We start from the raw sequence: 22,677 nt of genomic DNA on the forward strand, positions 1-22,677 counted from the left end.
TCAGTCGTGGCTGACGGTATTGGCTTCGATATATGCAAAATTAATGTCTTCGCCCAGTCCCGGGCGGGTCGGCAGGCTGACCATGCCGTGCTCGTCCATCGGGTCGACCAGGCTGTTGAGGTAGGCCGCCGGCTGGTCGTAGTCGAGGAACGGATGCAGCAGGCCGCGTTCGTACCAGCGGCAGTTTTTGATGGCGCCAATCACCGCCAGGCTCGCCGCACCGTTGCCGTGCACTTCGCAGTCCATGCCAAATGACTCCGCCAGGTTCGCCACCTTCAGCGTCGGTGAAATGCCGCCCACGCCGTTTGACCCCGCGCGCAGGATGTCGCACGCTCCGGCTTTGATCCAGTCCGCGCGGCTGTGATGCTTTCCGCCCAGGCTTTCCGGCCCAATAATCGGGATCGACAGGTTTTCCGCCAGCCAGGCGTAGGAGGCCATGCTCTCCTCTTCCATTGGCTCTTCGAACCAGGCGAAGTTGAGTTTCTCCAGCTCTTTGCCGATGTACAGCGCCTCGGTGCGGCTGTACCAGTGGTAGCCGTCGATCATGAGATCGATATCCGGGCCCACCGCCTCACGCACGGCGGCGCAGGCCTTGACGTCCATCTTCGGATTGGGCGCAAAGGAGACCGGCGGCATCCAGGTGTGCAGCTTGATGGCCTTATAGCCACGCGCCACCAGCGTCTCGGCAAAGCTGGCGTACTCGTCCGGCGTGGATAAGCCACCGGGCAGATCGTCCCCGCACATGGTGCTGCCGTAGGCCGGAACCGTGTCGCGGTAGCCGCCCAGCAGCTTCCAGACCGGCAGGTTGAGCTTGCGGCCAATCAGATCCCACAGCGCCTGTTCGACGAAGCCCAGCGCGCGCTCGGTCAGCTGATGCGCGCTGCCCCGCTGCCAGTGCGCCAGCTCCTGCCAGATGCGTTCCCGATTGAACGCGTCCTGGCCGACCAGCACTTTGCGAAAGAAGGTGTTAACCACAAAGGGGCGCACCACCTCCGGCGGCGCAAAAGAGTACCCTTGGGTGCCATCGTCCGACGTGATGGTCAGCATCGCCATTTTGGCCAAGCTTTCCGGCCCCGGATGCGAATGCCCGGCAGCGTCAGAAACACGGCGCGTCGGATACTGAAAGACGGTGACGTTTACAGATTCAATTTTCATTTTCGGTCCTTAACACTACGGAGGTTCAGCGCAACGTTCATTTTGAAAAGCTGTTTCGAAATAAACTTTAAGCGCAAAATTCATCCGCTGCCTTAGACAAATTCCGCTAAGCGCCGACCATTTTTTGTGCATATGCACGGTAAGAAGTGACAGTTTTCACAAAAGGGAGGGGAAGTGTGAGGTGGATCGGGAGAAATAAAATGCGGTATTTATTGCCCCTCACCCCGACCCTCTCCCGGAGGGAGAGGGAGCAAACCATCCCCTCTCCCTCCGGGAGAGGGTTAGGGTGAGGGGATATGTCTTAAGCAATCGTCACTTTGCTGTCCAGATACACATCCTGAACCGCATTAATCAGCTTCACGCCGTCGGCCATGGTTTTCTTAAACGCCTTACGGCCCAGGATCAGCCCCATGCCGCCCGCGCGTTTGTTGATCACCGCCGTGCGCACCGCGTCGGACAGGTCGGTATCGCCGCCTGCCGCCCCGCCGGAGTTAATCAGACCCGCGCGACCCATGTAGCAGTTCGCCAGCTGGTAACGCACCAGATCGATCGGGTTTTCGCTGGTCAGCTTGCTGTACACGCGATCGTCGGTGTAGCCAAAGTTCACCGCCTTATAGCCGCCGTTGTTCTCGGCCATTTTCTGCTTCACGATATCCGCGCCGATGGTCGCCGCCAGGTGGTTCGCCTGGCCGGTCAGATCGGCGGATACGTGGTAATCCACGCCGTCTTTCTTGAACGCGTTGTTACGCAGGTAAGCCCAAAGCACCGTCACCATGCCCAGCTCGTGCGCGCGCTCGAACGCCGCAGAGATCTCTTCAATCTGACGACGCGACTGCTCGGAGCCGAAATAGATGGTCGCTCCCACCGCCACCGCGCCCATGTTGAACGCCTGCTCCACGCTGGCGTACAGGGTCTGGTCATATTCGGTCGGGTAGCTCAGGGTTTCGTTGTGGTTAAGCTTAACGAGGAACGGAATGCGGTGGGCGTAGCGGCGGGAAACGGAGGCCAGCACGCCGTAGGTAGACGCAACGCAGTTACAGCCCGCCTCAATCGCCAGTTCAACAATGTTCTTCGGATCAAAATAGAGCGGGTTGGCCGCGAACGATGCGCCAGCAGAGTGCTCAACGCCCTGGTCAACCGGCAGAATCGAGAGGTAGCCCGTGCCGGCCAGTCGTCCGGTATTGTAAAGCGTCTGCATGTTTCGCAGCACGGCAGGCGGACGGTTGTTATCCATCATCACGCGGTCTACGTAATCGTGGCCGGGCAGGTAAAGCTGGTCGGCTGGAATGGTCATACAACGATGCTGTAAAAGGCTGTCGGCGTCTTTGCCAAGCAACTGCGCAATATCAGTCATAGTGATGCTCCCGTAAGTCCGACGAGAAGTCGGAGCGTGTAATCCAAACCTACAAATTGCAGGCAGACTAAGCCTGGTACCGACTTAACAGATTTTCCACCGTCTGCAACTTTTTTAAGCACAATCTGCTGGCTCGTTTCATGTACAACAATTTTGTTACACTGATCAAACAATCGCCTCAAAGGTATTTAAAAGGTATTATTAGATGGTATGTTAAAGGCGTACCCTCTCTGACATGCAGGATTAAAAAATGAAAACGAAAGTCCAACTGTCATTCATGATGTTTGTTGAATGGTTTATCTGGGGCGCCTGGTTTGTGCCGCTGTGGCTGTGGCTGAGCAAAAGCGGCTTCACCGCCGGGGAAATCGGCTGGTCCTATGCCTGTACTGCGATTGCCGCGATCCTCTCGCCTATTCTTGTCGGCTCGCTGACCGACCGCTTCTTCGCCGCGCAGAAAGTGCTGGCGGTACTGATGTTTGCCGGGGCCATTCTGATGTACTTTGCCGCGCAGCAAACCGAGTTCAGCGCCTTCTTCCCGCTGCTGCTGGCCTACTCGCTCACCTATATGCCGACCATCGCGCTGACCAACAGCATCGCCTTCGCCAACGTGGACGACGTCGAGGCCGATTTCCCGCGCATCCGCGTGATGGGCACCATCGGCTGGATCGCCTCCGGCCTGGCGTGCGGCTTCCTGCCGCAGATGATGGGCTATAGCGATATCTCCGATACCAACATCCCGCTCTTGATGACCGCCGCCAGCTCCGCGCTGCTGGGCGTCTTCGCCCTCTTCCTGCCGAACACCCCACCTAAGAGCACCGGCAAGCTGGACTTCAAGGTAATGCTGGGGCTGGACGCGCTGACCCTGCTGCGCGACAGAAACTTCCTGGTGTTCTTCTTCTGCTCGTTCCTGTTCGCGATGCCGCTGGCCTTCTACTACATCTTCGCCAACGGCTACCTCACCGAAGTGGGGATGAAAAACGCCACCGGCTGGATGACCCTCGGCCAGTTCTCCGAAATCTTCTTTATGCTGGCCCTGCCGTTCTTCACCAAACGCTTTGGTATTAAGAAGGTCTTACTGCTGGGCCTGATCACCGCCGCCATCCGCTACGGTTTCTTTGTTTACGGCGGCGCGGATCAGTACTTCACCTACGCCCTGCTGTTCCTCGGCATACTGCTGCACGGCGTGAGCTACGACTTCTACTACGTGACCGCGTACATCTACGTGGACAAAAAAGCGCCGGCGCACATGCGCACCGCGGCGCAGGGCTTGATTACGCTGTGCTGTCAGGGCTTTGGTAGCCTGCTGGGTTACCGCCTGGGCGGCGTGATGATGGAAAAAATGTTCGCTTACAAAGAGCCGGTGAATGGGCTGACCTTCAACTGGGCCGGAATGTGGACGTTTGGCGCAATCATGATTGCCGTGATTGCCGTGCTGTTTATGCTGTTTTTCCGCGAATCGGATAAAGAGATCGCCGCAATTGAGGTGGTTGATAGCGATACCGCGCTGACACAAGGGGAAGTTAAATGAAACAAGAACGTATTCTCGGTGCTCTTTACGGGCAGGCGTTAGGGGATGCGATGGGGATGCCGTCGGAGCTGTGGCCGAGAAAGCGCGTCAAGGCGCACTTCGGCTGGATTGACCGTTTCTTACCCGGCCCGGCGGAGAATAACGCGGCCTGCTATTTCAGGCGCGCAGAGTTCACCGACGATACCTCGATGGCGCTCTGCCTGGCGGATGCGATTATCGAGTGCGACGGGCAGATTAACGCGGACGTTATCGGCAAGCATATTCTTAACTGGGCGCTGGATTTTGACGCGTTCAATAAGAACGTGCTTGGCCCCACCTCGAAAATTGCCCTCAACGCCATTCGCGACGGCAGGCCGGTGAGCGAGTTGGAAAACAACGGCGTGACCAACGGGGCGGCGATGCGCGCCTCTCCGCTGGGCTGCCTGCTCCCGGCAACGCGTCTGGAGCACTTTGTCGAGCAGGTCGCGCTGGCCTCCAGCCCAACGCATAAATCGGACCTCGCCATTGCCGGTGCGGCTGTTATTGCGTGGGCAATTTCGCGCGCCGTCGACGGCGAAAGCTGGCAGAACATCGTTGTTGCCCTGCCGGGGATCGCCCGCTATGCGCAGGAAGCGAAAACCACCACCTTCAGCGCATCGCTTGCGGCGCGTATCGAGCTGGCACTGAAAACCGTACGAGAAGCCAACGGGATTGAGTCCGCGAGCGAGGCGGTGTATCAGCTCGTCGGCGCGGGCACCAGCACCATCGAATCCGTTCCGGCGGCGATTGCAATGGTCGAACTGGCGGGAACCGATCCGAACCGCTGCGCCATTTTATGCGCAAACCTGGGCGGCGATACCGATACCATTGGCGCGATGGCAACGGCAATCTGCGGCGCGCTGCACGGCGTGCAGGCGATCGATCCGGCTCTGAAGGCCGAACTCGACGCCGTAAACCAGCTCGATTTTGGCCACTATTGCGAAAAGCTCCTGCACTATCGGGAGCAAAGGGAGGGCGTATGAGTTCGTTTGCCCAACGCCTTGAAGCGCTGCGCGGCACGCGTCCGGTGACGGTGCTGGGCGCGGCGGTGATTGACGTTATCGCCGACGCCTACGCCCTGCCCTGGCGCGGGTGCGATATCGAGCTTAAGCAGCAGGGCGTCAATATCGGCGGCTGCGCGCTGAATATTGCTATCGCCCTGAAGCGGCTCGGCATTTCGTCACAAAACGCCCTGCCCGTCGGACACGGCGTGTGGGCGGATATTATCCGCAACGCGATGGCGAAGCAGGATCTGCACAGCGCCGTAGAGGCCGAAGCTGGCGATAATGGCTGGTGTCTGGCGCTGGTGGAGCCTGACGGCGAGCGCACCTTTATGTCCTTTAGCGGCGTGGAGAACCAGTGGCAGCCGAGCTGGCTTGACGGGCTTAACGTTCCGAAGAATAGCCTGGTTTCGTTGTCCGGCTACCAGCTGGCCTCGCCGTGCGGCGAACTGCTGACGGCCTGGCTGGAAGGACTGCGCGACGTGACGGCCTTTATCGATTTTGGCCCCCGCATCGCGGACGTTCCCGACGCCCTGATGGCGCGGATTATGGCCTGCGGGCCGATCGTATCGCTCAATCGCCAGGAAGCAGAGATTGCCGCTGAAAGATTCGGATTCGTCGTGGATACCCTGGGCGCGCAGTGGCAGCAGCGCTTCGGTGCCCCGCTGATAGTGCGCCATGATAAAGACGGCGCAGCCTGGTACGACGGCGATGCCTCGGGCGTTGTGCCGGCGTTTCCTGCCACGGTTGTGGATACCATTGGTGCGGGCGATAGCCACGCGGGAGGCACGCTCGCGGGGCTGGCGGCGGGATGGACGCTTCCAGATGCGGTACTGCTGGGGAATGCGGTAGCCGCCTGGGTGGTCAGCCACCGCGGCGGCGACTGTGCGCCAACCCGCGAGGAATTACTCCTCGCACACGAAGACGTATAGGTCGCTGCGGCAGTAGCTGATGCTGTACTCAATCGGCCGGTGCTGTTGGTCAAGCGCAACCTGCTTGATCACCAGCACCGGTATTTTTTCGTCCATCTTAATGTGCGTCTGAAACTCGCTGTCCGGCATGCGGGCGCTCACGCGGGAGCGGGTGCGCTGAGGAAAGATATTCTGGCTGCGGAAGTAATCGTACAGCGAGACGCCGATCGCATCGGGATCGTGGATGAATCCCGTCGGCACCCAGGACTCTTCAATGGAGACCGCATCTTCATCAACGTAACGAATGCGCTTGAGCAAAAAGACCTCGCTGTCCGGCGCGATCGACAGATGATTAGCCACCTCTTCGGGGCATTTCACCACCCGCTTGTTGACCCACAGGGTGTTGGGCTTTTTGCCCCGCAGCACCACCTGCTGTGAGAACCCGCGCGCCTCCTTCAGCGAATACTCGAAGATGTTATTGATTTGCGTCCCGTAGCCGCGGGAGCGCGTAACCACACCCTCCTCCTCAAGCGCCTGCATCGCTTTTCGCACGGTGATGCGCGACACGCCGGTTAACTGGCTCAGATCTCGCTCGCCGGGCAGGATATTCCCGTGCTCCAGCACGCCGCTGCGTACCGCGTTTTTTACCGTTTCGGCAAATTTCAGGTACAGCGGCGTGTTGTCTGCTGCTGAGATCCGTTCATTCAGCTGAGCGATTAGCCGGGTATGCGCTTGTTCCATCTCTGTTTTTCTCAGGCGTGGTGTTTACAGCCATTATACTGAGTTACCACCATGCATGAAAATGGTGAACCGGTCCAATACCGTGACCGACCTCCAGAGTATCGGCTTTTGCCAGCGCCGCCGAGAGCCAAATCTTGGCTTCCTGCACCGTATCTGCCCAGCCGCTGTGCCGCGGTCGCAGCGCCGCCAGCGCGGCAGAGAGCGTGCAGCCCGTGCCGTGTGTGTTTTTGGTCTGCACGCGCGGGGCGGTAAAGCGCGTTTCACCTTCGCGGGTGAAGAGCCAATCCGGGCTTTCGGCGTCGTCAAGATGCCCGCCCTTCATCAGCACCGCGCCGCAGCCCATCGCCAGCAGCGCCCGCCCCTGCTCTTTCATTTCACGTTCCGTTTGCGCGTGCGCAGCGTCCAGCAGCGCCGCGGCTTCCGGCAGGTTTGGCGTAATCAGCGCCACCTGCGGCAACAGCTTTTTGCGCAGCGTCTCAACGGCAGAGGCGGAGAGCAGCGGGTCACCGCTTTTTGCCAGCATCACGGTATCGAGCACCACGTTTTGCACCTGATAGCGTTTAAGACGCTCGGCCACCGCGTCGACGATATCCGTCTCGGCCAGCATGCCGATTTTGGTGGTATCAATGCGCACGTCGCTAAACACCGAATCCAGCTGCGCGGCGACAAAATCCGGTTCGATACGGTAGACCGACTGCACGCCGCGCGTATTTTGCGCCACCAGCGCGGTAATCACGGAACAGCCGTATGCGCCAAGCGCGGAGAAGGTTTTCAGGTCAGCCTGGATGCCTGCGCCGCCGCTTGGGTCGGTGCCGGCAATGGTGAGTGCGTTGATTCGCTTCATGCCTGCTCCTCCAGCGTATAAAGTGCGTCGAGAAACGCGCTGGCGAAGCTGCCGGGACCGCGTGACTGCGCCACGGCGACCGTTCCGGCACGCTTCATCCATCCGCAGGCGGCAGCGATGTTATCCAGCCGGTCGCCGGGCAGTGAACAGCTGGCTGCCACGACTGCCGAGAGCGCGCAGCCTGTGCCGACGACGCGGGTCATTAGCGGATCGCCACCCGTAACGGTGCGTATCCTCTGTCCGTCAGTGACGTAATCCACTTCTCCCGTCACGACCACGATGGTATTGATCTGGCGCGCCAGCGCCTGTGCTGCGGGGAGCGCCGTGGAGGCGGTATCGGTCGTATCGACCCCGCGACCGCCCGCGCTCATTCCGGCAAGGGCGAGAATTTCCGACGCATTGCCGCGAATGGCTGCAGGTTTGAGGGTGAGGATTTGATGGCAGAAACGGGTGCGGAACGCCAGCGCGCCTACGGCGACCGGGTCGAGCGTCCAGGGTTTGCCCGCGTCCACCGCGCTTTCAATTGCACGACGCATCGACTGGGCGCGCGGCGCGGTCAGCGTGCCGACGTTGATGAGCAGCGCATCGGCTAGCGCCGCAAACTGTTCAGCCTCTTCGGCTTCGATCACCATCGCCGGAGAGGCGCCCAGCGCGAGCAGAACGTTGGCCGTAAAGGCCTGAACGACGTCGTTAGTCATACAGTGGGTAAGCGGAGAATGGGTACGGAACTGATGTAAAACGTGTAGATCGAGCAGGTCAGGCTGCATGGTTTCGCTCCTGCCGTGCGGAAAGAAGCGATGACCGGGAAGGCATCTGACTTCCCTACGCTGGCATTATCCAGATCAGGTAATACGGGTATTTCTCAGCCTTCAACGAAGAAGGGCACCCCGAGTCAAATTACTTATAAAACAATTAGTTAAAATCAATTAACCTATCAATACCTAGTTTAACCGGGGCCGTAGGCAAGGTGCAAGGTGTTTCGAGGTATCACCGGGTTTATCAGGCAGAAAATCCTTATGCGTTTTTCACTCATTATCCTGCTTACATTGAGATTACGTTAATTGTGTTTTTTTATAGTTATTTGCTCATTACAAAACTATTATTCCAGGCTTTGTTATATTTATATTTTTTTGATTTGTCATATGTTTTATTAGATGCGAAATATTCTTTCGTACGAAACCCAAAAAGAAAATCACTCTAAATTATTAAGGCAAACAACATTATTCCCATCAATAGCTTAACATTCGGCCTTCACTGGTCATGCCAAAAATAACCTAATGTATACATTAAATAAATTCTCCCGGCACCAACCCCGACCACTTAGTATATTCAGATCATTTATGATTTAGATCAAAATCATTACTTTGGCTTTAATTGATAGTTTATTCCCGTTACTAAAAAAGAATGTGCAGCGATTAGCAGACACTGACATAACTTTCTGCTTAATGAAACCCAAACTATTTTATTAATTTTTTAATACCTTAATGATGTGAGTTCTTCAAATGAAAGCTTTTAATAAATCTGCAGTTTCAATTGTTGTTGTAAGCGTTGTGTTAGTGGGTTCATTCGATGTGGCGAGGGCGGCCGTTATAAGTACCGATGACGTTCAGGATTCATTAGGCTGGACGCAAACGCAGATTAATAAACAATTCGGCGATCAAACTCAAGGTAATTACGACCGTATTTCCAACGTTGACGGCGATGTTATTAAGATCAAACAAGAAAACTTGCTGCGTGATGATGCAATACTTCTGGCTGGCAATAAAGCAGGCCAGGCGTTACAGCAGAACGTGGTAAATGGCTCTAATATCCTCACTCTGCAGAATGATGTCGGAAACTTAAAGGGCGATATTTCAAACGTTGACCGTGAAGCCAAATTGGCCGGAGTGCTGGCAGACACCGCCAACAAAAAAGGGGATGCTGCTTTAACAGGCGTTGCGGCTAACGGTAATGCCATTATCACCGTTGAACGCATCAATGGCGTTCAGGATAGCCGCCTTGACGCCCTGGAAAAAGCCCCCAAAGCCACCAACGGTATTAACGGCAAAGACGGCGCGAAAGGCGATAAAGGCGATACCGGCGCACAGGGCGCTGCCGGGCTGAATGGCCGCGACGGCCTGAAAGGCAAGGACGGCGTGACGACCACCGTTACTAAAATGCAAGTTGATACCGTTACGCAGGCGAAAGTTGTCAAAAACAGCCAGACGATTACCACTACTGCGCAGGATTTGCAGGCAACGAAGCAAACGTTGCAGGCCATAAATAACAATTCTAACCAGCAGTTTAAATCGCTGCATGATGAGGTGGATAATAACCGAAAACAAGCCAACGCCGGGATTTCAGGAGCAATGGCGATGGCGGACCTGCCCCAGGTACAGACCAATCAGCACGTCATGTTTTCTGCTGGCGGTGCGACCTACAATGGTGAAAGCGCTCTTGCGGTAGGTGCCTCCGTTAATTTCAATGCAAATGTCATCGCAAAAGTGAGTTTCTCTGATGACACCGCGAATAATATGGGCGCGTCGGTAGGCGTAGGTATGGGCTTTTGAAGATTAAGTTCAGAGATCAGCTTTATATATTACCCCCTCATCTCAGATGAGAATAATGATAATAAGCCATAGCATGTCCAAATACATTTTTATTTCTGCCGTTCTGTACCTGATGCTTATTTCTGTCGGGGTGTGGATTGGCGTAATGTACGTTTCCTATAACCTGTGTCATTATTAAGGTTTTGCAATGAAAACAAAATTAGCCCTGATTGCGCTGTTATTCACCGTCGCGGCGGCTCCGGCCCATGCCATTAACGCTCACTATCGCGCGCAGCTGGAGCGCTCCGGATGTACCCAGCTTAGCGATGGCGACGGCTCGTGTGATATTCACAAAACCAAAGCGGAAAACGCGGCGGGGCACCAGCAGACAACGGCTATCCACGATCCCATGCGTGAAGCGTCCTTCTCTTCTGGCACCGTTAATGCCACGATTTCAAACGGCTTTTTTAACGCCACGGTGAATGGCAAAAAAGCGATCGTCAAACGCCTGAATGCTAACTTCTATGAAATACGGGGTGACGGGTTTGTTATATCCATTAGCCTCGATGCAAAGGGTATTACGGATGCAAGCTGGAATAAAAGCAAAGGTCGCGAGAACGGCATTTTGCAGGTAACGCAGAAATAACGATCGCAAGGAGGTTTTTCGCCTCCTTTTCTCCTGGAAAAAGGCACGATTTGTAACACTCTTCCGTCTACTTTTACAGTCTGCGAAAAGGTACCGTAAGCGCCTGTTTTCATTGTACAGAACGCGTACTTTTATCGCCGAAAAGCGGGATATCTCCCCTCCTGCACGCTATGTAACAAAACAGTAAACAAATTAACCATTGAGCCCCGTCTAAAAAGGCTCTATATTGGCGGCGTTTTTTAGACACCCCCATCTGTTTTTTAACTTTTTATTCAATCGTGGCGCATAACGAAGCCGCGGTTGTAGGAGTGATATGATGACGGATAAAGTCCGTATTGACACCGTAGATGCCCATAAAAGCAACGAAACCTATCTGGCCCGTCAGGCCGAGTTTGAATCTAACGTCAGGAGTTATCCGCGCAAGCTGCCTTTAGCGATTACTAAAGCAGATGGCGTGTGGATCACCGATGCAGATAATAAAGAATACCTTGACTGTTTAGCCGGCGCTGGCACCCTCGCGCTTGGCCACAATCATCCTGATGTGCTGAAAAGCATCCAAAATGTCATTACCAGCGGCTTGCCGTTACATACATTGGATCTGACTACGCCGTTGAAAGACGCGTTTTCCGAATATTTGCTGTCTCTGCTGCCTGGTCAGGGCAAAGAGTACTGCCTGCAGTTCACCGGTCCATCCGGTGCTGACGCCGTTGAAGCGGCGCTGAAGCTGGCGAAAAAAGTGACCGGTCGTAGCGGTATCATCAGCTTCTCTGGTGGTTACCACGGCATGACCCACGGCGCGCTGTCCGTCACCGGCAACCTTTCTCCGAAAGAAGCGGTTGACGGTATGATGCCAGAAGTCCAGTTCATGCCTTATCCGCACGAGTACCGCTGCCCGCTGGGTATCGGTGGTGAAGCGGGCGTGAAAGCGCTGACTTACTATTTCGATAACCTGATCAACGACGTTGAAAGCGGCGTGCGTAAACCTGCAGCGGTGATCCTGGAAGCGGTTCAGGGCGAAGGCGGCGTGAACCCGGCTCCCGCTGAGTGGCTGCAGCGCATCCGTAAAGTGACTCAGGAACACGGCATTCTGCTGATCCTCGACGAAGTTCAGGCGGGCTTTGCCCGTACCGGTAAATTCTTCGCCTTCGAACACGCCGGCATTGAGCCAGACATCATCGTGATGTCTAAAGCTGTCGGTGGCGGCCTGCCGCTGGCCGTGCTGGGTATCAAAAAGCAGTTCGATGCATGGGCACCGGGCCACCATACCGGCACCTTCCGCGGCAACCAGCTGGCGATGGCAACCGGTCTGACGACCCTGAAAATCCTGAAAGACCAGAACATCGCGGGCAAAGTGGCTGCACAGGGCGAATGGCTGAAAGACCAGCTGAAAGCGCTGGCTAAACGCTACCCTGTTATCGGCCACGTTCGCGGTCTGGGCATGATGATCGGTATTGAAATCGTTAAGCCAAACGAAGCGGCTGACCATATGGGCTGCTTCCCGGGCGACGGCGAGCTGTCTGCGCTGATTCAGAAGAAATGCTTCGAAAACGGCCTGATTCTGGAGCGCGGCGGCCGTAACGGCATCGTTCTGCGTCTGCTGCCGTCTCTGCTGATTAGCGATGACGAGCTGAAGATCTTCCTGGATAAATTCGAGCAGGCGCTGCTTGCTGCGGGCGTTCGCCCGGCGTAACCGGAGTTGTTGATTACGATGTCTGATTCAAACCCAATTTTGTTCTCCTCTGCGCAGAGCATTGACGCTTACCAGCAGGCGATTGAACAAAGCACTCAGGCTGTGATGCAGTGGCTGAAACAGCCTGAGATGTACCAGGGCAAAACGGTCGCGGAACTGCGCGACCGTATTAAGCTGGATTTCAACCCGAAGGGGCTGGGCAACGACGCGGCGATTGAACGCGCCGTGGAGTTCTTCCTGAAAGACAGCCTGTCCGTTCATCACCCGCAGTGCGTGGCGCACCTGCACTGCCCAAGCCTGGTCGTCAGCCAGGCGGCGGAAGTGCTGATCAACGCCACTAACCAGAGTATGGACTCCTGGGATCAAAGCCCGTCCGCAACCATCATCGAAATTAAGCTGATCGAATGGCTGCGTACCCGCGTGGGTTATCAGGCTGGCGACGCGGGTGTCTTCACCAGCGGCGGCACCCAGAGCAACCTGATGGGCCTGATGCTGGCGCGCGATGCGTTCTTCGCGCGTCAGGGTCACTCCGTTCAGCAGGACGGCCTGGTGGGCGATCTGCGCAAAATTCGCGTGCTGTGCTCCGAAAATGCGCACTTCTCCGTGCAGAAAAACATGGCGCTGATGGGCCTGGGCTACCAGTCCGTGGTGCAGGTGAAAACTGACGAATTCTCCCGCATGGATCTGACCGATCTGGCGGCGAAAATTGAGCAGTGCAACGCGAACGGCGAGCAGATTCTGGCGATCGTCGCGACGGCAGGTACCACCGACGCCGGTGCTATCGATCCGCTGCGTGCCATTGCTGAACTGGCGGCCAAGCAGAACATCTGGGTACACGTTGATGCGGCCTGGGGCGGCGCGCTGCTGATGTCCGAGCAGTATCGTCACTACCTGGACGGTATCGATCTGGTGGATTCCATTACCCTGGACTTCCACAAGCAGTTCTTCCAGACCATCAGCTGCGGCGCGTTCCTGCTGAAAGAAGCGCGTCACTATGAGCTGATGCGCTACCAGGCGGCCTACCTGAACTCTGAGTTTGACGAAGAAGCAGGCGTGCCTAACCTGGTGTCCAAGTCTCTGCAGACCACCCGTCGTTTCGACGCGCTGAAGCTGTGGATGAGCCTGGAAGCGCTGGGTCAGGAGCAGTACGCGGCGATCATCGATCACGGCGTGACGCTGGCGCAGCAGGTCGCGGCCTACGTGAAAGAGCAGCCTGCTCTGGAGCTGGTCATGCAGCCGCAGCTGGCGAGCGTGCTGTTCCGCTTCCGTCCTCAGGCGCAGATGGATGATGCAGGTATCGCCCTGCTGAACCAGAAGATTGGCGATGCGCTGCTGGAATCCGGCCGCGCCAACGTCGGCGTGACCGAGCATAACGGCATCACCTGCCTGAAGCTGACCCTGCTGAACCCAACCGTGACGCTGGAGGATGTTAAAGTCCTGCTGTCTCTGGTTGAGCGTACCGCACAGGAAGTTCTGGCGAAGTAATGCGTATCCCCTCTTCCGCTGGAGGAGGGGATATTTTTAGACCCCAGCCCACCACATTCTCATTTTCATTCCCCAGTAGCTTGTCCAGCCCGTGGTCGTACTGACGACGTTGCCCTTAGACACTATCACCAGCGTCGGCGTTACGCTCACCTGCCACTGTTGCGATAGCGCGCCATTGACGTCATTCACGATCGGCATTGTCAGCTGTTTCTTTTCACGCCAGCGTTCCAGCTTTGCATCGTCGCCCGAACGCATCGCGATGCTGACGACATTCCCGCCCTCGCCTGCCAGCTTATCCACCGACGGGGTCGTAAAACGGCAGATGCTGCACCAGGTCGCCCAGACGTAAATCAGCAGCGGCCGCTCCTGGCTGAGCGCCGTCAAATCGTAGGTTGTCCCGTCGATACTTTGCATCGGCATCGCACTGAAGTTGTCGGGCAGCGTCGGCTGACGGTACCGATCTACGCCCCACATTACGGCCAGCGCCAGCAGAATAAAAATAATCCCTTCCCGCGCCCAGCGGCGCAGCTTGCTGCATGTACGGTTTTCCATCGTGACCTCATGAATTAACGAAGGTCATCTTAGCGAGCAACGGACGGCGGCGCTGTAAAGAAGTGTCGCCCTAGCGGGCGCGCAAGGTCTCGACCATCAGCGTAAAGCAGGATTCAATGAGGGGAGGAAGCGTCTGCGGCGCGCGCATGAGCGCCACCGTTCGCGCCAGCGCCGGCTGCTGTAGCTGCACCACCTTGAGCTGCGGGTCCTGAAGATGCGTGGTATAAAGCTGCGGTAATATCGCCACGGCCAGCTTTGAGCGCACCAGCCCGTACAAGGTTTCGATGTAGTCGACCTGATAACGCGCCTGCAATGACAAACGATGGCTTTCAGCGAGCGCGCCGACCAGGCGCTGAATATTGCCTTTTGAGAACACGGCAATATCGCGCCCCACCAGCTGCTTCCAGGGCAAATGTGCTGACGTGGCCGCAGGATCGTCACGGTGTACCACCGCAACGAAAGGGTCCTCCTGCAGCGGGAACACATCCAGCTGTTCCGGAACCGAGCTGTCCAGCGCGCCAATGCCAAAGTCGATTTGACCTTTCAGCAGCTGTGCCACCAGCGCATCATTCGTTTGATCGTGAAACTCCACCTTCAGCCGCGGGAAAGCCTGCGCGAGCGTCTGGGGCAGCAGGGGAAACAGTAGCGAACTTACGGAAGGGATTAATCCGATACGCACCGTGCCGTCGCCGCCCGCCTGAACGATTTGCTGCATATCCTCAAAGGCGAGCTGGGCGACGCTGAGCACCCGCTGCGCGTGCGGCAGAATGGCGTTACCCAATTCCGTTAGCGTCACCGCAGAGGCGGTACGATTTACCAGCTTGCCGCCCAGCACCGTTTCGATTTGCCGCAGCGCGCTGCTGAGCGCGGGCTGGCTGATCGCCAGCCTGCTGGCGGTATCGGTAAAATGGCGCAGCTGCGCCAGAGTGACAAAATACTGCAGCTGTCGAAGGGAGAGCGCGGGCAGGCGCTGCCAGGGTTCCGTCGTCATTTTCTCTTTCACGCGTTACAGAATAAGCCGGAGTTATCGGCCGATAAGTTTTATCAGCTGGGCAAACGTTTGCCGGGTGCTTAGAGTAACGTCAATATTTGATTTCTGGAACGGTTAATTGCATGACTGCTGAAACCCGACGCCGCGCCGTACAGGCTGCGCGAGGCGAAACGCCTTTTGATCTGCTGCTGACGCATACCCGCATCGTCGATATGGCAACCGGTGAGATCCGCGACGCGGACGTCGGCATCGTTGGCTCGCTTATCGCCAGCGTCCACCCGCGCGGCAGCCGTACCGATGCGGCCGAGACGCAGGATCTGAACAACCGGTTCCTCTCCCCGGGGCTGATGGATACGCACGTTCACCTTGAAAGTTCGCATCTGCTGCCCGCCCGCTATGCGGAGATTGTGCTGGCCCAGGGCACCACGGCGGTATTCTGGGATCCGCACGAGCTGGCGAACGTTTTGGGCATCGAGGGCGTGCGTTTTGCCATTGACGCCAGCCGGGACCTGCCTCTGCAGGTGATGGTTGCCGCGCCCTCAAGCGTGCCGTCGACCCCCGGCCTGGAAATGTCCGGGGCGGATTTCGCCGGGGAAGAGATGAATACCCTGCTCGGCTGGCCTGAAGTGCGCGGCGTGGCAGAAGTGATGGACATGCACGGCGTGCTCAACGGCAGCCAGCGTATGCTGGAGATCCTCGACGCGGGACTGAACAGCGGCAAGCTGATTGAGGGCCACGCTCGCGGGCTTAGCGGCGCCGATTTACAGGCTTATCTGGCCGCGGGCGTGACCTCGGATCACGAACTGACCTCTGCCGATGACGCCCTGGAAAAACTGCGCGCCGGGCTGACGCTGGAAATCCGCGGATCGCACCCTTATCTGCTGCCCGATATCGTTAGCGCCCTGAAAACCTTACCGCACCTCTCCTCACAAATTACGGTCTGCACCGACGATGTCCCGCCAGATATGCTGATGGAAAAAGGCGGCATCATCGCGCTGTTGAACCTGCTTATTGAGCACGGCCTGCCGGCAACGGACGCGCTGCGCTTTGCCACGCTGAATGCCGCCATTCGCCTGCAGCGCAACGATCTCGGGCTGATCGCCGCCGGGCGGCGCGCGGATCTGGTGGTGTTTGACTCGCTGGAAAAGCTCACCGCACGCCAGGTCTACGTGGCAGGAAAATTGATTGCCCGGGATGGGGCAATGTTAGAACCGATCGTGGAAAAGCCGTTGCCGCTCCCGCGTGATACCGTGCAGCTGTCTGAACTGGCCGCGAATGATTTCCGTATGCTTATCGCCAACGCGAACCACGGCGTTGCCCGCCTGCGCCATATTAGCGGCGCTCGCTTTACCCGCTGGGGAGAAACCGACGTGCGGGTGCGCAACGGGCAGGTAGAGATACCGGAAGGATTTAGCTTCATTTGGGTGCAGCATCGCCACGCGCGCCATGCGGCGAAACCGCAAATTGCGCTGCTGGAAGGGTGGGGAGAACTGCGCGGTGCCATTGCGACCAGCTACTCTCACGACTCGCACAATCTGGTGGTGCTGGGACGCGATCCTGATGAGATGGCGCTAGCCGCCAACGCCCTGATCCAAAGCGGTGGTGGAATGGCGCTGGTGCAAAACGGCAGGATTATCGCCCACGTCGCCATGCCGATTGCGGGTATGCTCTCCGAGCTGCCGCCGTCTGAGCTGGCAGCGCAGTTCCGCGAGCTGCGCGACCGCAGCAGCCTGATTGCCGACTGGGAGCCGCCGTACCGGGTGTTTAAGGCCATCGAAGGAACCTGCCTGGCCTGTAACGCCGGGCCGCATTTGACCGATCTTGGACTGACCGACGGCAGCACGCGCCAGATTGTCGATCCGCTGATCTCTTACCGGGAAACCCCGGACACAACACAATAAGACTGAAGGAGAGCCGGATAATGGCCGACAACACCGTGAATTCGCCAGCACCAGGGAGCTGGCTTGAACGTCGTTTTGCACTGCACACCCGTGGAAGCACCGTACGTACCGAGTGCCTGGCAGGGATCTCCGGATTTCTCGCTGCCGCCTATTTACTGGTCGTGATCCCGGGGCTGCTGGCCGTCGGCGGCATGGATAAAGGGGCGGCAACCACCGGCACCATTCTGGTGTTTGTCGCCGGTACGCTGCTGATGGCATTTTACGCTAACCTGCCCTTTATCGTCGGGCCAGGCATCGGCGGTTCGGTGCTGGTAGGCGTTACCCTCGCAGGCAGTGAAGGCATTGGCTGGCAAATTGGTCTGGGCATAGCCTGCTGGTCAGGGATCTTATTCTTCCTGCTGACCCGCTTTGGCCTGCGTGAAGTGGTCACCCGCTCCGTCCCACAATCCATCAAGCTGGGGCTCACCGCCTCCATCGGGCTGTTTGTCGCCGTTCTCGGCTTCCGCAACGCCGGGCTGGTGCTGGCGAATGCGAAAACGAACGCGTTAATGCTGGGTGATTTTCTGTCGCCAGGCGCGCTGGTGGCGCTGGCCGGCCTGTTTTTAGCCATCGCGCTGCAGGCTCGCCGTATTCCGGGGGCGATTTTATGGGCAATTCTGTTTGCCACCCTCATCGGCATCCCGCTTGGGGTGACAAAATTACCCGCCAGCTTTATCGATGTGCCTCACTCACTGGCGCCGGTACTGGGCCACGTCGATATGCTGGGCGCACTCAACATTGCCTTCCTGCCGTTCCTGTTTGTCTTTTTTGCCTCCGAGTTTTTCTCCACCATGGGAACAACCCTGGCGGTTGGCGGCGAGGCGGGTTTGCTGGATGAGGAAGGCAATATGCCACACATTAATCGTCCGTTTATGGTGGACTCGATTGCCGCCGCGATTGGCCCCTGGGTGGGTATTCCTGCCGCCACGGCGCTGATTGAATCATCGGCAGCGGCTGAGGCCGGCGGCAAAACCGGTATGACCGCGCTGGCCGCCGCCGTGATGTTCCTGCTGATGCTGCTGTTTACGCCCGTAGCGCTGATGATCCCGAAGGAAGCCACGGCCCCAGCCCTGATCCTGATTGGGCTGAATATGTTCAGCGGCTTACGTAAGGTTGATTTGGCGAATTTCACCGACGGGCTGCCGGTGCTGATGATGGTAATGATAACGCTCATTTCAAACAGCTTCGGCACGGGCATTGCCGGAGGACTGCTGTTTTACATCGTCATTAAGGCGATTGCCGGAAAATGGCGAGAAATCCCTGCAGGTCTTTGGGTCCTCGCCATTCCACTGGTGTACTACTTTGCGACGCTGGTCAGGCACTAACCTTTGCGCGTCTTCTTCGGGGTATACCCGTAGCTATACTGGCTATACCCCGAGGTGTAGTAAAGCGCGGCAGATTTCACAATATCATTGAGGATCGTACCGCTCACCTTGCCTCCCATTTGCTGAAGCCGCTTGCTGCCATTCACGATCTCTTTCACGCTGGTTTTATCAAAACGGGCTACCAGCAGGGTTGTTGCCGCCATTCTGGCAACCAACGACGCATCCGTGACGGCAAGGACCGGCGGCGTGTCGATAATCACAATGTCGTAGCGTTCGTTCATACTCGCCATGATGCTCTGAAAGCGCTCCCCTATGAGGAGTTCTGATGGATGCGCAGGCTGTGGACCGCAGGTTATAACGTCAATGCCCCCCTTCTCGAAACGCTGAACGGTATCCTGCCACTGACCGTCTCCCTGCAGCACGTTGGACAGCCCACGGTGGTTGTTCAGCTTAAAGACGTTATGCACATACCCCATCCGCATATCCGCATCGATAAACAGCACCCGCAGTCCGGCCTGTGCGGCAACCACCGCCAGCGAGGTACTGACCAGCGTTTTACCGCAATCCGGCGTCGGGCTGGAAATCATCACCATCCGATTCGCAGCATCCATCATGGTAAAGTGCAAACTGGTGCGCAGCCCCCGTACCGCTTCAACAAACATATCAGCAGGCCTGTCCACGGGCAGAAAAGGCACGTTCGCCGTTTTATGCTGCCAGTAAGACGCGAACGGATTCATTCTGCGCAGATGGGTTTGTTTCCAGAGCCATTCCGATCGCGGCAAGGTCGCCAGAACCGTCATCCCGCACGCCTCGAGCTGTTCCGTTGCGGTAACACCCCGCTTCAGCGCTGCGCGAACCAGCACCCATCCCACAGCGAGCATCAGCCCGAACAGCATCCCCATGATAATAATAACCGCTTTTCTCGGCTGGATTGGCTTAGGCTGCGTCACCGCAGTATCGATAATCCGCACGTTCCCGATCGCGCTTGAGCGAGAAATATTCAGCTCCTGCTGGCGGGTTAACAGCTGCAGGTAAATGGTGCGCCCGGACTCCACATCCCGACTCAGGCGCAGAATTTCCTGCTGCGTAGAGGGCATCGACGACACGCGATTGTTGAGGCGCGTGCGCTGCTGCTCAAGCGTTTGCCGTTTTTCCCGTAAGGCCCGGTAGGTCGGATGGTCCTTTTTGAAGAGCTGAGAGATCTCGGCTTCGCGGAACGTCAGTTCGTTAAGCTGATTCTCCACGTTGACGACCTGGTCAAGAACCGACTTCGCCTCCAGGGATAGGTCGACAGAATCTCGCTTCTCGCGATAGGCATTGAGTCGCGCTTCAGCCTCGTTCAGCTCGTTGCTGATTTTCGGCAGCTGGTGCTGTAAGAAAGCGAGGCTACGGGCGTCCTGCGCTTCCTGACGCGCGATATTCTGGTTGAGATAATTGTCTGCGATCGTGTTGAGCACCACGGCAATTCTGGCTGGATCTTTCCCCGTGAGGGTTAACATTATCATGCCGCTCTGCTTCGCCGATTCCGCCACCGTCAGCCTTTTTTGTAGCGCATTGATCGCTTCTAGCCTGGTGAAGGCTTTCAGGACATATTGCGTATCCGGTTCAGAGGTGAGCGAGGTAACCAGAACAGAAACGCCCTCCTTTGCCAGAGTTTGTCCGACAATGCCCTCGGCCTGGAAGGCGTCTCCCTCCAGGCGATACTTCCCCTGCCCCAGCACGGTGAGCACAAGCTCTTGCGGCTGGCCTTCCAGCAGCGGAATACTCAGCTCGCCCAGGGTCATTTCGTCCGATTGGGCTCCCCGCCCGCGCTCCCACAGGCGGCCAAACACAGGGAAAACGCGCCGTTCAACCTGATACTGTAAACCCAGCTTATCGACCGTCTCCCCCAGGATCATGCGCGATTTAAGCAGCAAAAGTTCGGGCGCCACATCGGGCGAAAGATCGGAGCCCAGCTGGCTTAAATTTTTAAGCAGCGTGTTGTCCTGCTTACCTTCTATTTGCACAAGGGCATCAGCCTGATAAATCGGCGTGGTCGTGAAGGCATACAGCGCAGCACACAACGTGAACAGAAGCGTGATCAACACTATTTTTGTACGGTGATCGTACATTTCAGCCAGGAGCTGAATGAGATCGATTTCATTCTTTTGAGGTGCGGCAGCACCATAATTGTCTGATGAGTATGACGGCATTAATGCTGAATTCCTTTTTGACCCAGGCGACGCGCCCATTCCTGACTGGCTTTGCCCAACAGTTCGAAAACGTACTCAAAGGCTTCACTGCTTTTCCGATACGGATCGGGAATGTCCTGCTGTTCCAGCCAGTGTCCGAACAACAGCGATCTTCCCCGCAGCTCAGGCGCGACAGCAGCAATGAAGTGAAGATGCTGGGGCTCCATCGCCAGGATGAGGTCAGATTTAACCATCTGGCTGCGAGTCAGCTTGCGGGCAACGTGGCCATCAAGCGAAAGACCGTGGCGCCAGGCAACGTTCAGTGCGCCTTCATCCGCCGGGCGCCCCTCAAGTCCGTGGATACCCGCCGAGGTGACCAGCTTACCGGGCAGCTGCTGGCGTAACAGCCGCTCGCCAATCGGGGAGCGGCAAATATTACCGGTGCACACCACTAATATTGAATTGAACATTATTGCGGCCACGATCGGATGTAACGCACGGTTTCGGTCAGGTCGTGCACGCCCGAGATTGTCGGCACCAGCTGCGTGATGACGCGATTCCAGCGCGACAGCGGCGCCGTGGTGACATACACAATATCGTACGGCTCAAGCTGGAATTCCGTGCCCAGCACCATTGCCGAGGCGTCCTGCGCATTGAGCTGATAAATATTGGCGATTTTCCCGGTAATCCCGGATTTGCGTACCGAACGGATAACAAAAATCCCCGTAGCATCCGCCATATTCTGATTCAGCCCCCCGGCATTCCCCAGCGCTTCGGCGAGGGTCATGCCGCTACGGTCCATCTTCAGCGTGCTCTGCTTGATAACCTCCCCCATCACGAACACTTTCAGCGCGTCGTTGCGAGGAACAAACAGGATATCGCCAGGATAGAGCAGCTTATTTTGAGTGAGATCGCCTTGCTGCATCAGGGCATACAGTGAAATACGAGAATCCTGACCGTTGTGGGTGAGCACCACGTTGCGCCAGTCGGCGTCGGCAGAAAGCCCACCGGCGGCATTGACGGCATCCATTACCGTCAAGGGAATATTGGTGATGGCCTGCTGTCCTGACTTCGCCACCTCTCCGGTCACATAGGCTTTTTGCGACCGGAACGAGGCCACGCTGACGTCCACCTGCGGGCTTTCAATGACGTTATCCAGTCGAGCGGTGATCTCCTCGCGTACCTGGGAAACCGTTTTTCCCGCGACGTGCAGTTTGCCCACGTAGGGATAGAAGAGCGTACCATCGGCATTGACCCAGTTGCCCGCATCGCTTGCGCTACGGTACTGCCCGGCGGGCGTCGTAAGCTCAGGGTGATCCCAGACGGTGACCGTCAGGATGTCACCGGTCCCAATGCGGTATTCCCAGTTTTTCACCTGCTCATCCAGATTAGGATTTGCCTGAGATTTAGCGGCCGCAGGGCGCAGTTTTTCGATAAGCGCGGGGGTGAGTGGATAAATATCTACCTGGTTATCCAGGTTATTATTTTGATCCGCAGAAACAATTATTTGTTTCCCTGAGGTATTAAGCGTTTGCCCGGGAGAAATTACGCACCCGGTTAACTGACTTATTGATAAGAATATTACAGAAATTGCCGTTGTGTTTTTCATTTATATAAATTTATTATCCATGCTCGCGGGAAACGCGTACAGTACATCAAGCCCGCGTTCACCAGTCCCTAGAACTACTTAGCTTTCAATTCATCATAAAAAAAATAATGTTACGCAACGATGAAGTAAAACATGCGCCACCTCACGTTGGCCCGCAATGAATTAAAAGGATTCACTATTAAAAATAG

19 protein-coding genes and 1 riboswitch are annotated in these 22,677 nt (G+C 56.9%); of the genes, 9 read left to right on the top strand and 10 right to left on the bottom strand.

From position 1 onward, the window contains the following. Complete coding sequence (locus tag VPX56_RS14785; protein WP_326467300.1) at positions 1-1,155, bottom strand: mandelate racemase family protein; 1,155 nt, start codon at positions 1,153-1,155, stop codon at positions 1-3. A 301-nt stretch (positions 1,156-1,456) separates the two neighbouring features. Then, the gene (gene fbaB, locus VPX56_RS14790; protein ID WP_131635023.1) at positions 1,457-2,509 is read right to left on the bottom strand and encodes a class I fructose-bisphosphate aldolase; all 1,053 of its coding nucleotides are present in this window, start codon (positions 2,507-2,509) and stop codon (positions 1,457-1,459) included. A gap of 250 nt (positions 2,510-2,759) precedes the next feature. Here fbaB and VPX56_RS14795 point away from each other — a divergent pair, with 250 nt between their 5' ends. From VPX56_RS14795 to VPX56_RS14805, 3 genes are read left to right on the top strand one after another with little or no spacing between them, the layout of a single operon-like run. After that, entirely contained in the window at positions 2,760-4,037 is a 1,278-nt protein-coding gene (locus tag VPX56_RS14795; RefSeq protein WP_326467302.1) for a nucleoside permease, read from the top strand. Beyond that, positions 4,034-5,038, top strand: a complete 1,005-nt coding sequence (locus tag VPX56_RS14800) for an ADP-ribosylglycohydrolase family protein (protein WP_326467304.1) — start codon at positions 4,034-4,036, stop codon at positions 5,036-5,038. Before VPX56_RS14795 ends, VPX56_RS14800 begins: the two co-directional genes overlap by 4 nt. Beyond that, positions 5,035-5,988, top strand: coding sequence for a PfkB family carbohydrate kinase (locus VPX56_RS14805; protein ID WP_326467306.1), 954 nt, complete (start codon positions 5,035-5,037; stop codon positions 5,986-5,988). The genes VPX56_RS14800 and VPX56_RS14805 overlap by 4 nt, the downstream gene beginning before the upstream one ends. Here VPX56_RS14805 and VPX56_RS14810 read toward each other — a convergent pair. From VPX56_RS14810 to thiM, 3 genes are read right to left on the bottom strand one after another with little or no spacing between them, the layout of a single operon-like run. After that, entirely contained in the window at positions 5,962-6,708 is a 747-nt protein-coding gene (locus tag VPX56_RS14810; RefSeq protein WP_326467308.1) for a GntR family transcriptional regulator, read from the bottom strand. The genes VPX56_RS14805 and VPX56_RS14810 overlap by 27 nt on opposite strands. 43 nt (positions 6,709-6,751) lie before the next feature. Then, complete coding sequence (gene thiD, locus VPX56_RS14815; RefSeq protein ID WP_263609911.1) at positions 6,752-7,552, bottom strand: bifunctional hydroxymethylpyrimidine kinase/phosphomethylpyrimidine kinase; 801 nt, start codon at positions 7,550-7,552, stop codon at positions 6,752-6,754. Next, on the bottom strand, positions 7,549-8,319 hold the full coding sequence (gene thiM, locus VPX56_RS14820; protein ID WP_326467312.1) for a hydroxyethylthiazole kinase: 771 nt from the start codon (positions 8,317-8,319) through the stop codon (positions 7,549-7,551). Before thiM ends, thiD begins: the two co-directional genes overlap by 4 nt. 35 nt (positions 8,320-8,354) lie before the next feature. Next, a riboswitch (TPP riboswitch) is annotated at positions 8,355-8,452 on the bottom strand. 602 nt (positions 8,453-9,054) lie between these two features. On the opposite strand from thiM, the gene VPX56_RS14825 reads away from it, so the two are divergent. From VPX56_RS14825 to VPX56_RS14840, 4 genes are all read left to right on the top strand, one after another. Beyond that, a complete protein-coding gene (locus tag VPX56_RS14825; protein ID WP_326467314.1) occupies positions 9,055-10,101 on the top strand; it encodes a YadA C-terminal domain-containing protein in 1,047 nt (348 codons plus the stop codon). Positions 10,102-10,288: 187 nt separating this feature from the next. Continuing rightward, the gene (locus tag VPX56_RS14830; RefSeq protein WP_326467316.1) at positions 10,289-10,726 is read left to right on the top strand and encodes a hypothetical protein; all 438 of its coding nucleotides are present in this window, start codon (positions 10,289-10,291) and stop codon (positions 10,724-10,726) included. A 313-nt stretch (positions 10,727-11,039) separates the two neighbouring features. Then, positions 11,040-12,416 (top strand): diaminobutyrate--2-oxoglutarate transaminase, encoded by a 1,377-nt coding sequence (locus VPX56_RS14835; protein WP_131635015.1) that lies wholly within the window; start codon positions 11,040-11,042, stop codon positions 12,414-12,416. 18 nt (positions 12,417-12,434) lie between these two features. Then, on the top strand, positions 12,435-13,901 hold the full coding sequence (locus VPX56_RS14840) for a pyridoxal phosphate-dependent decarboxylase family protein (RefSeq protein WP_326467320.1): 1,467 nt from the start codon (positions 12,435-12,437) through the stop codon (positions 13,899-13,901). 36 nt (positions 13,902-13,937) lie between these two features. On the opposite strand, the gene VPX56_RS14845 is transcribed toward VPX56_RS14840, so the two are convergent. Both VPX56_RS14845 and VPX56_RS14850 read right to left on the bottom strand, forming a co-directional pair. Continuing rightward, complete coding sequence (locus tag VPX56_RS14845; protein WP_263609905.1) at positions 13,938-14,453, bottom strand: protein disulfide oxidoreductase; 516 nt, start codon at positions 14,451-14,453, stop codon at positions 13,938-13,940. A 70-nt stretch (positions 14,454-14,523) separates the two neighbouring features. Further along, complete coding sequence (locus VPX56_RS14850; protein ID WP_326467324.1) at positions 14,524-15,444, bottom strand: LysR family transcriptional regulator; 921 nt, start codon at positions 15,442-15,444, stop codon at positions 14,524-14,526. Between the two features lie 122 nt (positions 15,445-15,566). Between VPX56_RS14850 and VPX56_RS14855 the strand changes: the two genes are divergently transcribed. Both VPX56_RS14855 and VPX56_RS14860 read left to right on the top strand, forming a co-directional pair. Next, positions 15,567-17,345, top strand: coding sequence for an adenine deaminase (locus VPX56_RS14855; protein WP_326467326.1), 1,779 nt, complete (start codon positions 15,567-15,569; stop codon positions 17,343-17,345). A gap of 20 nt (positions 17,346-17,365) precedes the next feature. After that, the gene (locus VPX56_RS14860; protein ID WP_326467328.1) at positions 17,366-18,709 is read left to right on the top strand and encodes an NCS2 family permease; all 1,344 of its coding nucleotides are present in this window, start codon (positions 17,366-17,368) and stop codon (positions 18,707-18,709) included. Here the strand turns inward: VPX56_RS14860 and VPX56_RS14865 are convergent. Genes VPX56_RS14865 through VPX56_RS14875 form a run of 3 tightly spaced genes read right to left on the bottom strand, consistent with a single transcriptional unit; the run spans position 18,706 to position 22,489 of the window. After that, on the bottom strand, positions 18,706-20,901 hold the full coding sequence (locus VPX56_RS14865; protein ID WP_263609901.1) for a polysaccharide biosynthesis tyrosine autokinase: 2,196 nt from the start codon (positions 20,899-20,901) through the stop codon (positions 18,706-18,708). The genes VPX56_RS14860 and VPX56_RS14865 overlap by 4 nt on opposite strands. Next, positions 20,901-21,350, bottom strand: a complete 450-nt coding sequence (locus VPX56_RS14870; protein ID WP_131635008.1) for an arsenate reductase/protein-tyrosine-phosphatase family protein — start codon at positions 21,348-21,350, stop codon at positions 20,901-20,903. The genes VPX56_RS14865 and VPX56_RS14870 overlap by 1 nt, the downstream gene beginning before the upstream one ends. Beyond that, positions 21,350-22,489, bottom strand: coding sequence for a polysaccharide export protein (locus VPX56_RS14875; RefSeq protein ID WP_326467332.1), 1,140 nt, complete (start codon positions 22,487-22,489; stop codon positions 21,350-21,352). The genes VPX56_RS14870 and VPX56_RS14875 overlap by 1 nt, the downstream gene beginning before the upstream one ends. Between the last annotated feature and the right edge of the window lie 188 nt (positions 22,490-22,677).

This window comes from Enterobacter wuhouensis (genome assembly GCF_035835995.1).
GTDB classification, from domain to species: domain Bacteria; phylum Pseudomonadota; class Gammaproteobacteria; order Enterobacterales; family Enterobacteriaceae; genus Enterobacter; species Enterobacter wuhouensis.

Bases quoted from the DNA above. Each gene is read 5' to 3' on its own strand.
- VPX56_RS14785 (WP_326467300.1), bottom strand. From the start codon at position 1,155: ATGAAAATTGAATCTGTAAACGTCACCGTCTTTCAGTATCCGACGCGC.
- fbaB (WP_131635023.1), bottom strand. From the start codon at position 2,509: ATGACTGATATTGCGCAGTTGCTTGGCAAAGACGCCGACAGCCTTTTA.
- VPX56_RS14795 (WP_326467302.1), top strand. From the start codon at position 2,760: ATGAAAACGAAAGTCCAACTGTCATTCATGATGTTTGTTGAATGGTTT.
- VPX56_RS14800 (WP_326467304.1), top strand. From the start codon at position 4,034: ATGAAACAAGAACGTATTCTCGGTGCTCTTTACGGGCAGGCGTTAGGG.
- VPX56_RS14805 (WP_326467306.1), top strand. From the start codon at position 5,035: ATGAGTTCGTTTGCCCAACGCCTTGAAGCGCTGCGCGGCACGCGTCCG.
- VPX56_RS14810 (WP_326467308.1), bottom strand. From the start codon at position 6,708: ATGGAACAAGCGCATACCCGGCTAATCGCTCAGCTGAATGAACGGATC.
- thiD (WP_263609911.1), bottom strand. From the start codon at position 7,552: ATGAAGCGAATCAACGCACTCACCATTGCCGGCACCGACCCAAGCGGC.
- thiM (WP_326467312.1), bottom strand. From the start codon at position 8,319: ATGCAGCCTGACCTGCTCGATCTACACGTTTTACATCAGTTCCGTACC.
- VPX56_RS14825 (WP_326467314.1), top strand. From the start codon at position 9,055: ATGAAAGCTTTTAATAAATCTGCAGTTTCAATTGTTGTTGTAAGCGTT.
- VPX56_RS14830 (WP_326467316.1), top strand. From the start codon at position 10,289: ATGAAAACAAAATTAGCCCTGATTGCGCTGTTATTCACCGTCGCGGCG.
- VPX56_RS14835 (WP_131635015.1), top strand. From the start codon at position 11,040: ATGATGACGGATAAAGTCCGTATTGACACCGTAGATGCCCATAAAAGC.
- VPX56_RS14840 (WP_326467320.1), top strand. From the start codon at position 12,435: ATGTCTGATTCAAACCCAATTTTGTTCTCCTCTGCGCAGAGCATTGAC.
- VPX56_RS14845 (WP_263609905.1), bottom strand. From the start codon at position 14,453: ATGGAAAACCGTACATGCAGCAAGCTGCGCCGCTGGGCGCGGGAAGGG.
- VPX56_RS14850 (WP_326467324.1), bottom strand. From the start codon at position 15,444: ATGACGACGGAACCCTGGCAGCGCCTGCCCGCGCTCTCCCTTCGACAG.
- VPX56_RS14855 (WP_326467326.1), top strand. From the start codon at position 15,567: ATGACTGCTGAAACCCGACGCCGCGCCGTACAGGCTGCGCGAGGCGAA.
- VPX56_RS14860 (WP_326467328.1), top strand. From the start codon at position 17,366: ATGGCCGACAACACCGTGAATTCGCCAGCACCAGGGAGCTGGCTTGAA.
- VPX56_RS14865 (WP_263609901.1), bottom strand. From the start codon at position 20,901: ATGCCGTCATACTCATCAGACAATTATGGTGCTGCCGCACCTCAAAAG.
- VPX56_RS14870 (WP_131635008.1), bottom strand. From the start codon at position 21,350: ATGTTCAATTCAATATTAGTGGTGTGCACCGGTAATATTTGCCGCTCC.
- VPX56_RS14875 (WP_326467332.1), bottom strand. From the start codon at position 22,489: ATGAAAAACACAACGGCAATTTCTGTAATATTCTTATCAATAAGTCAG.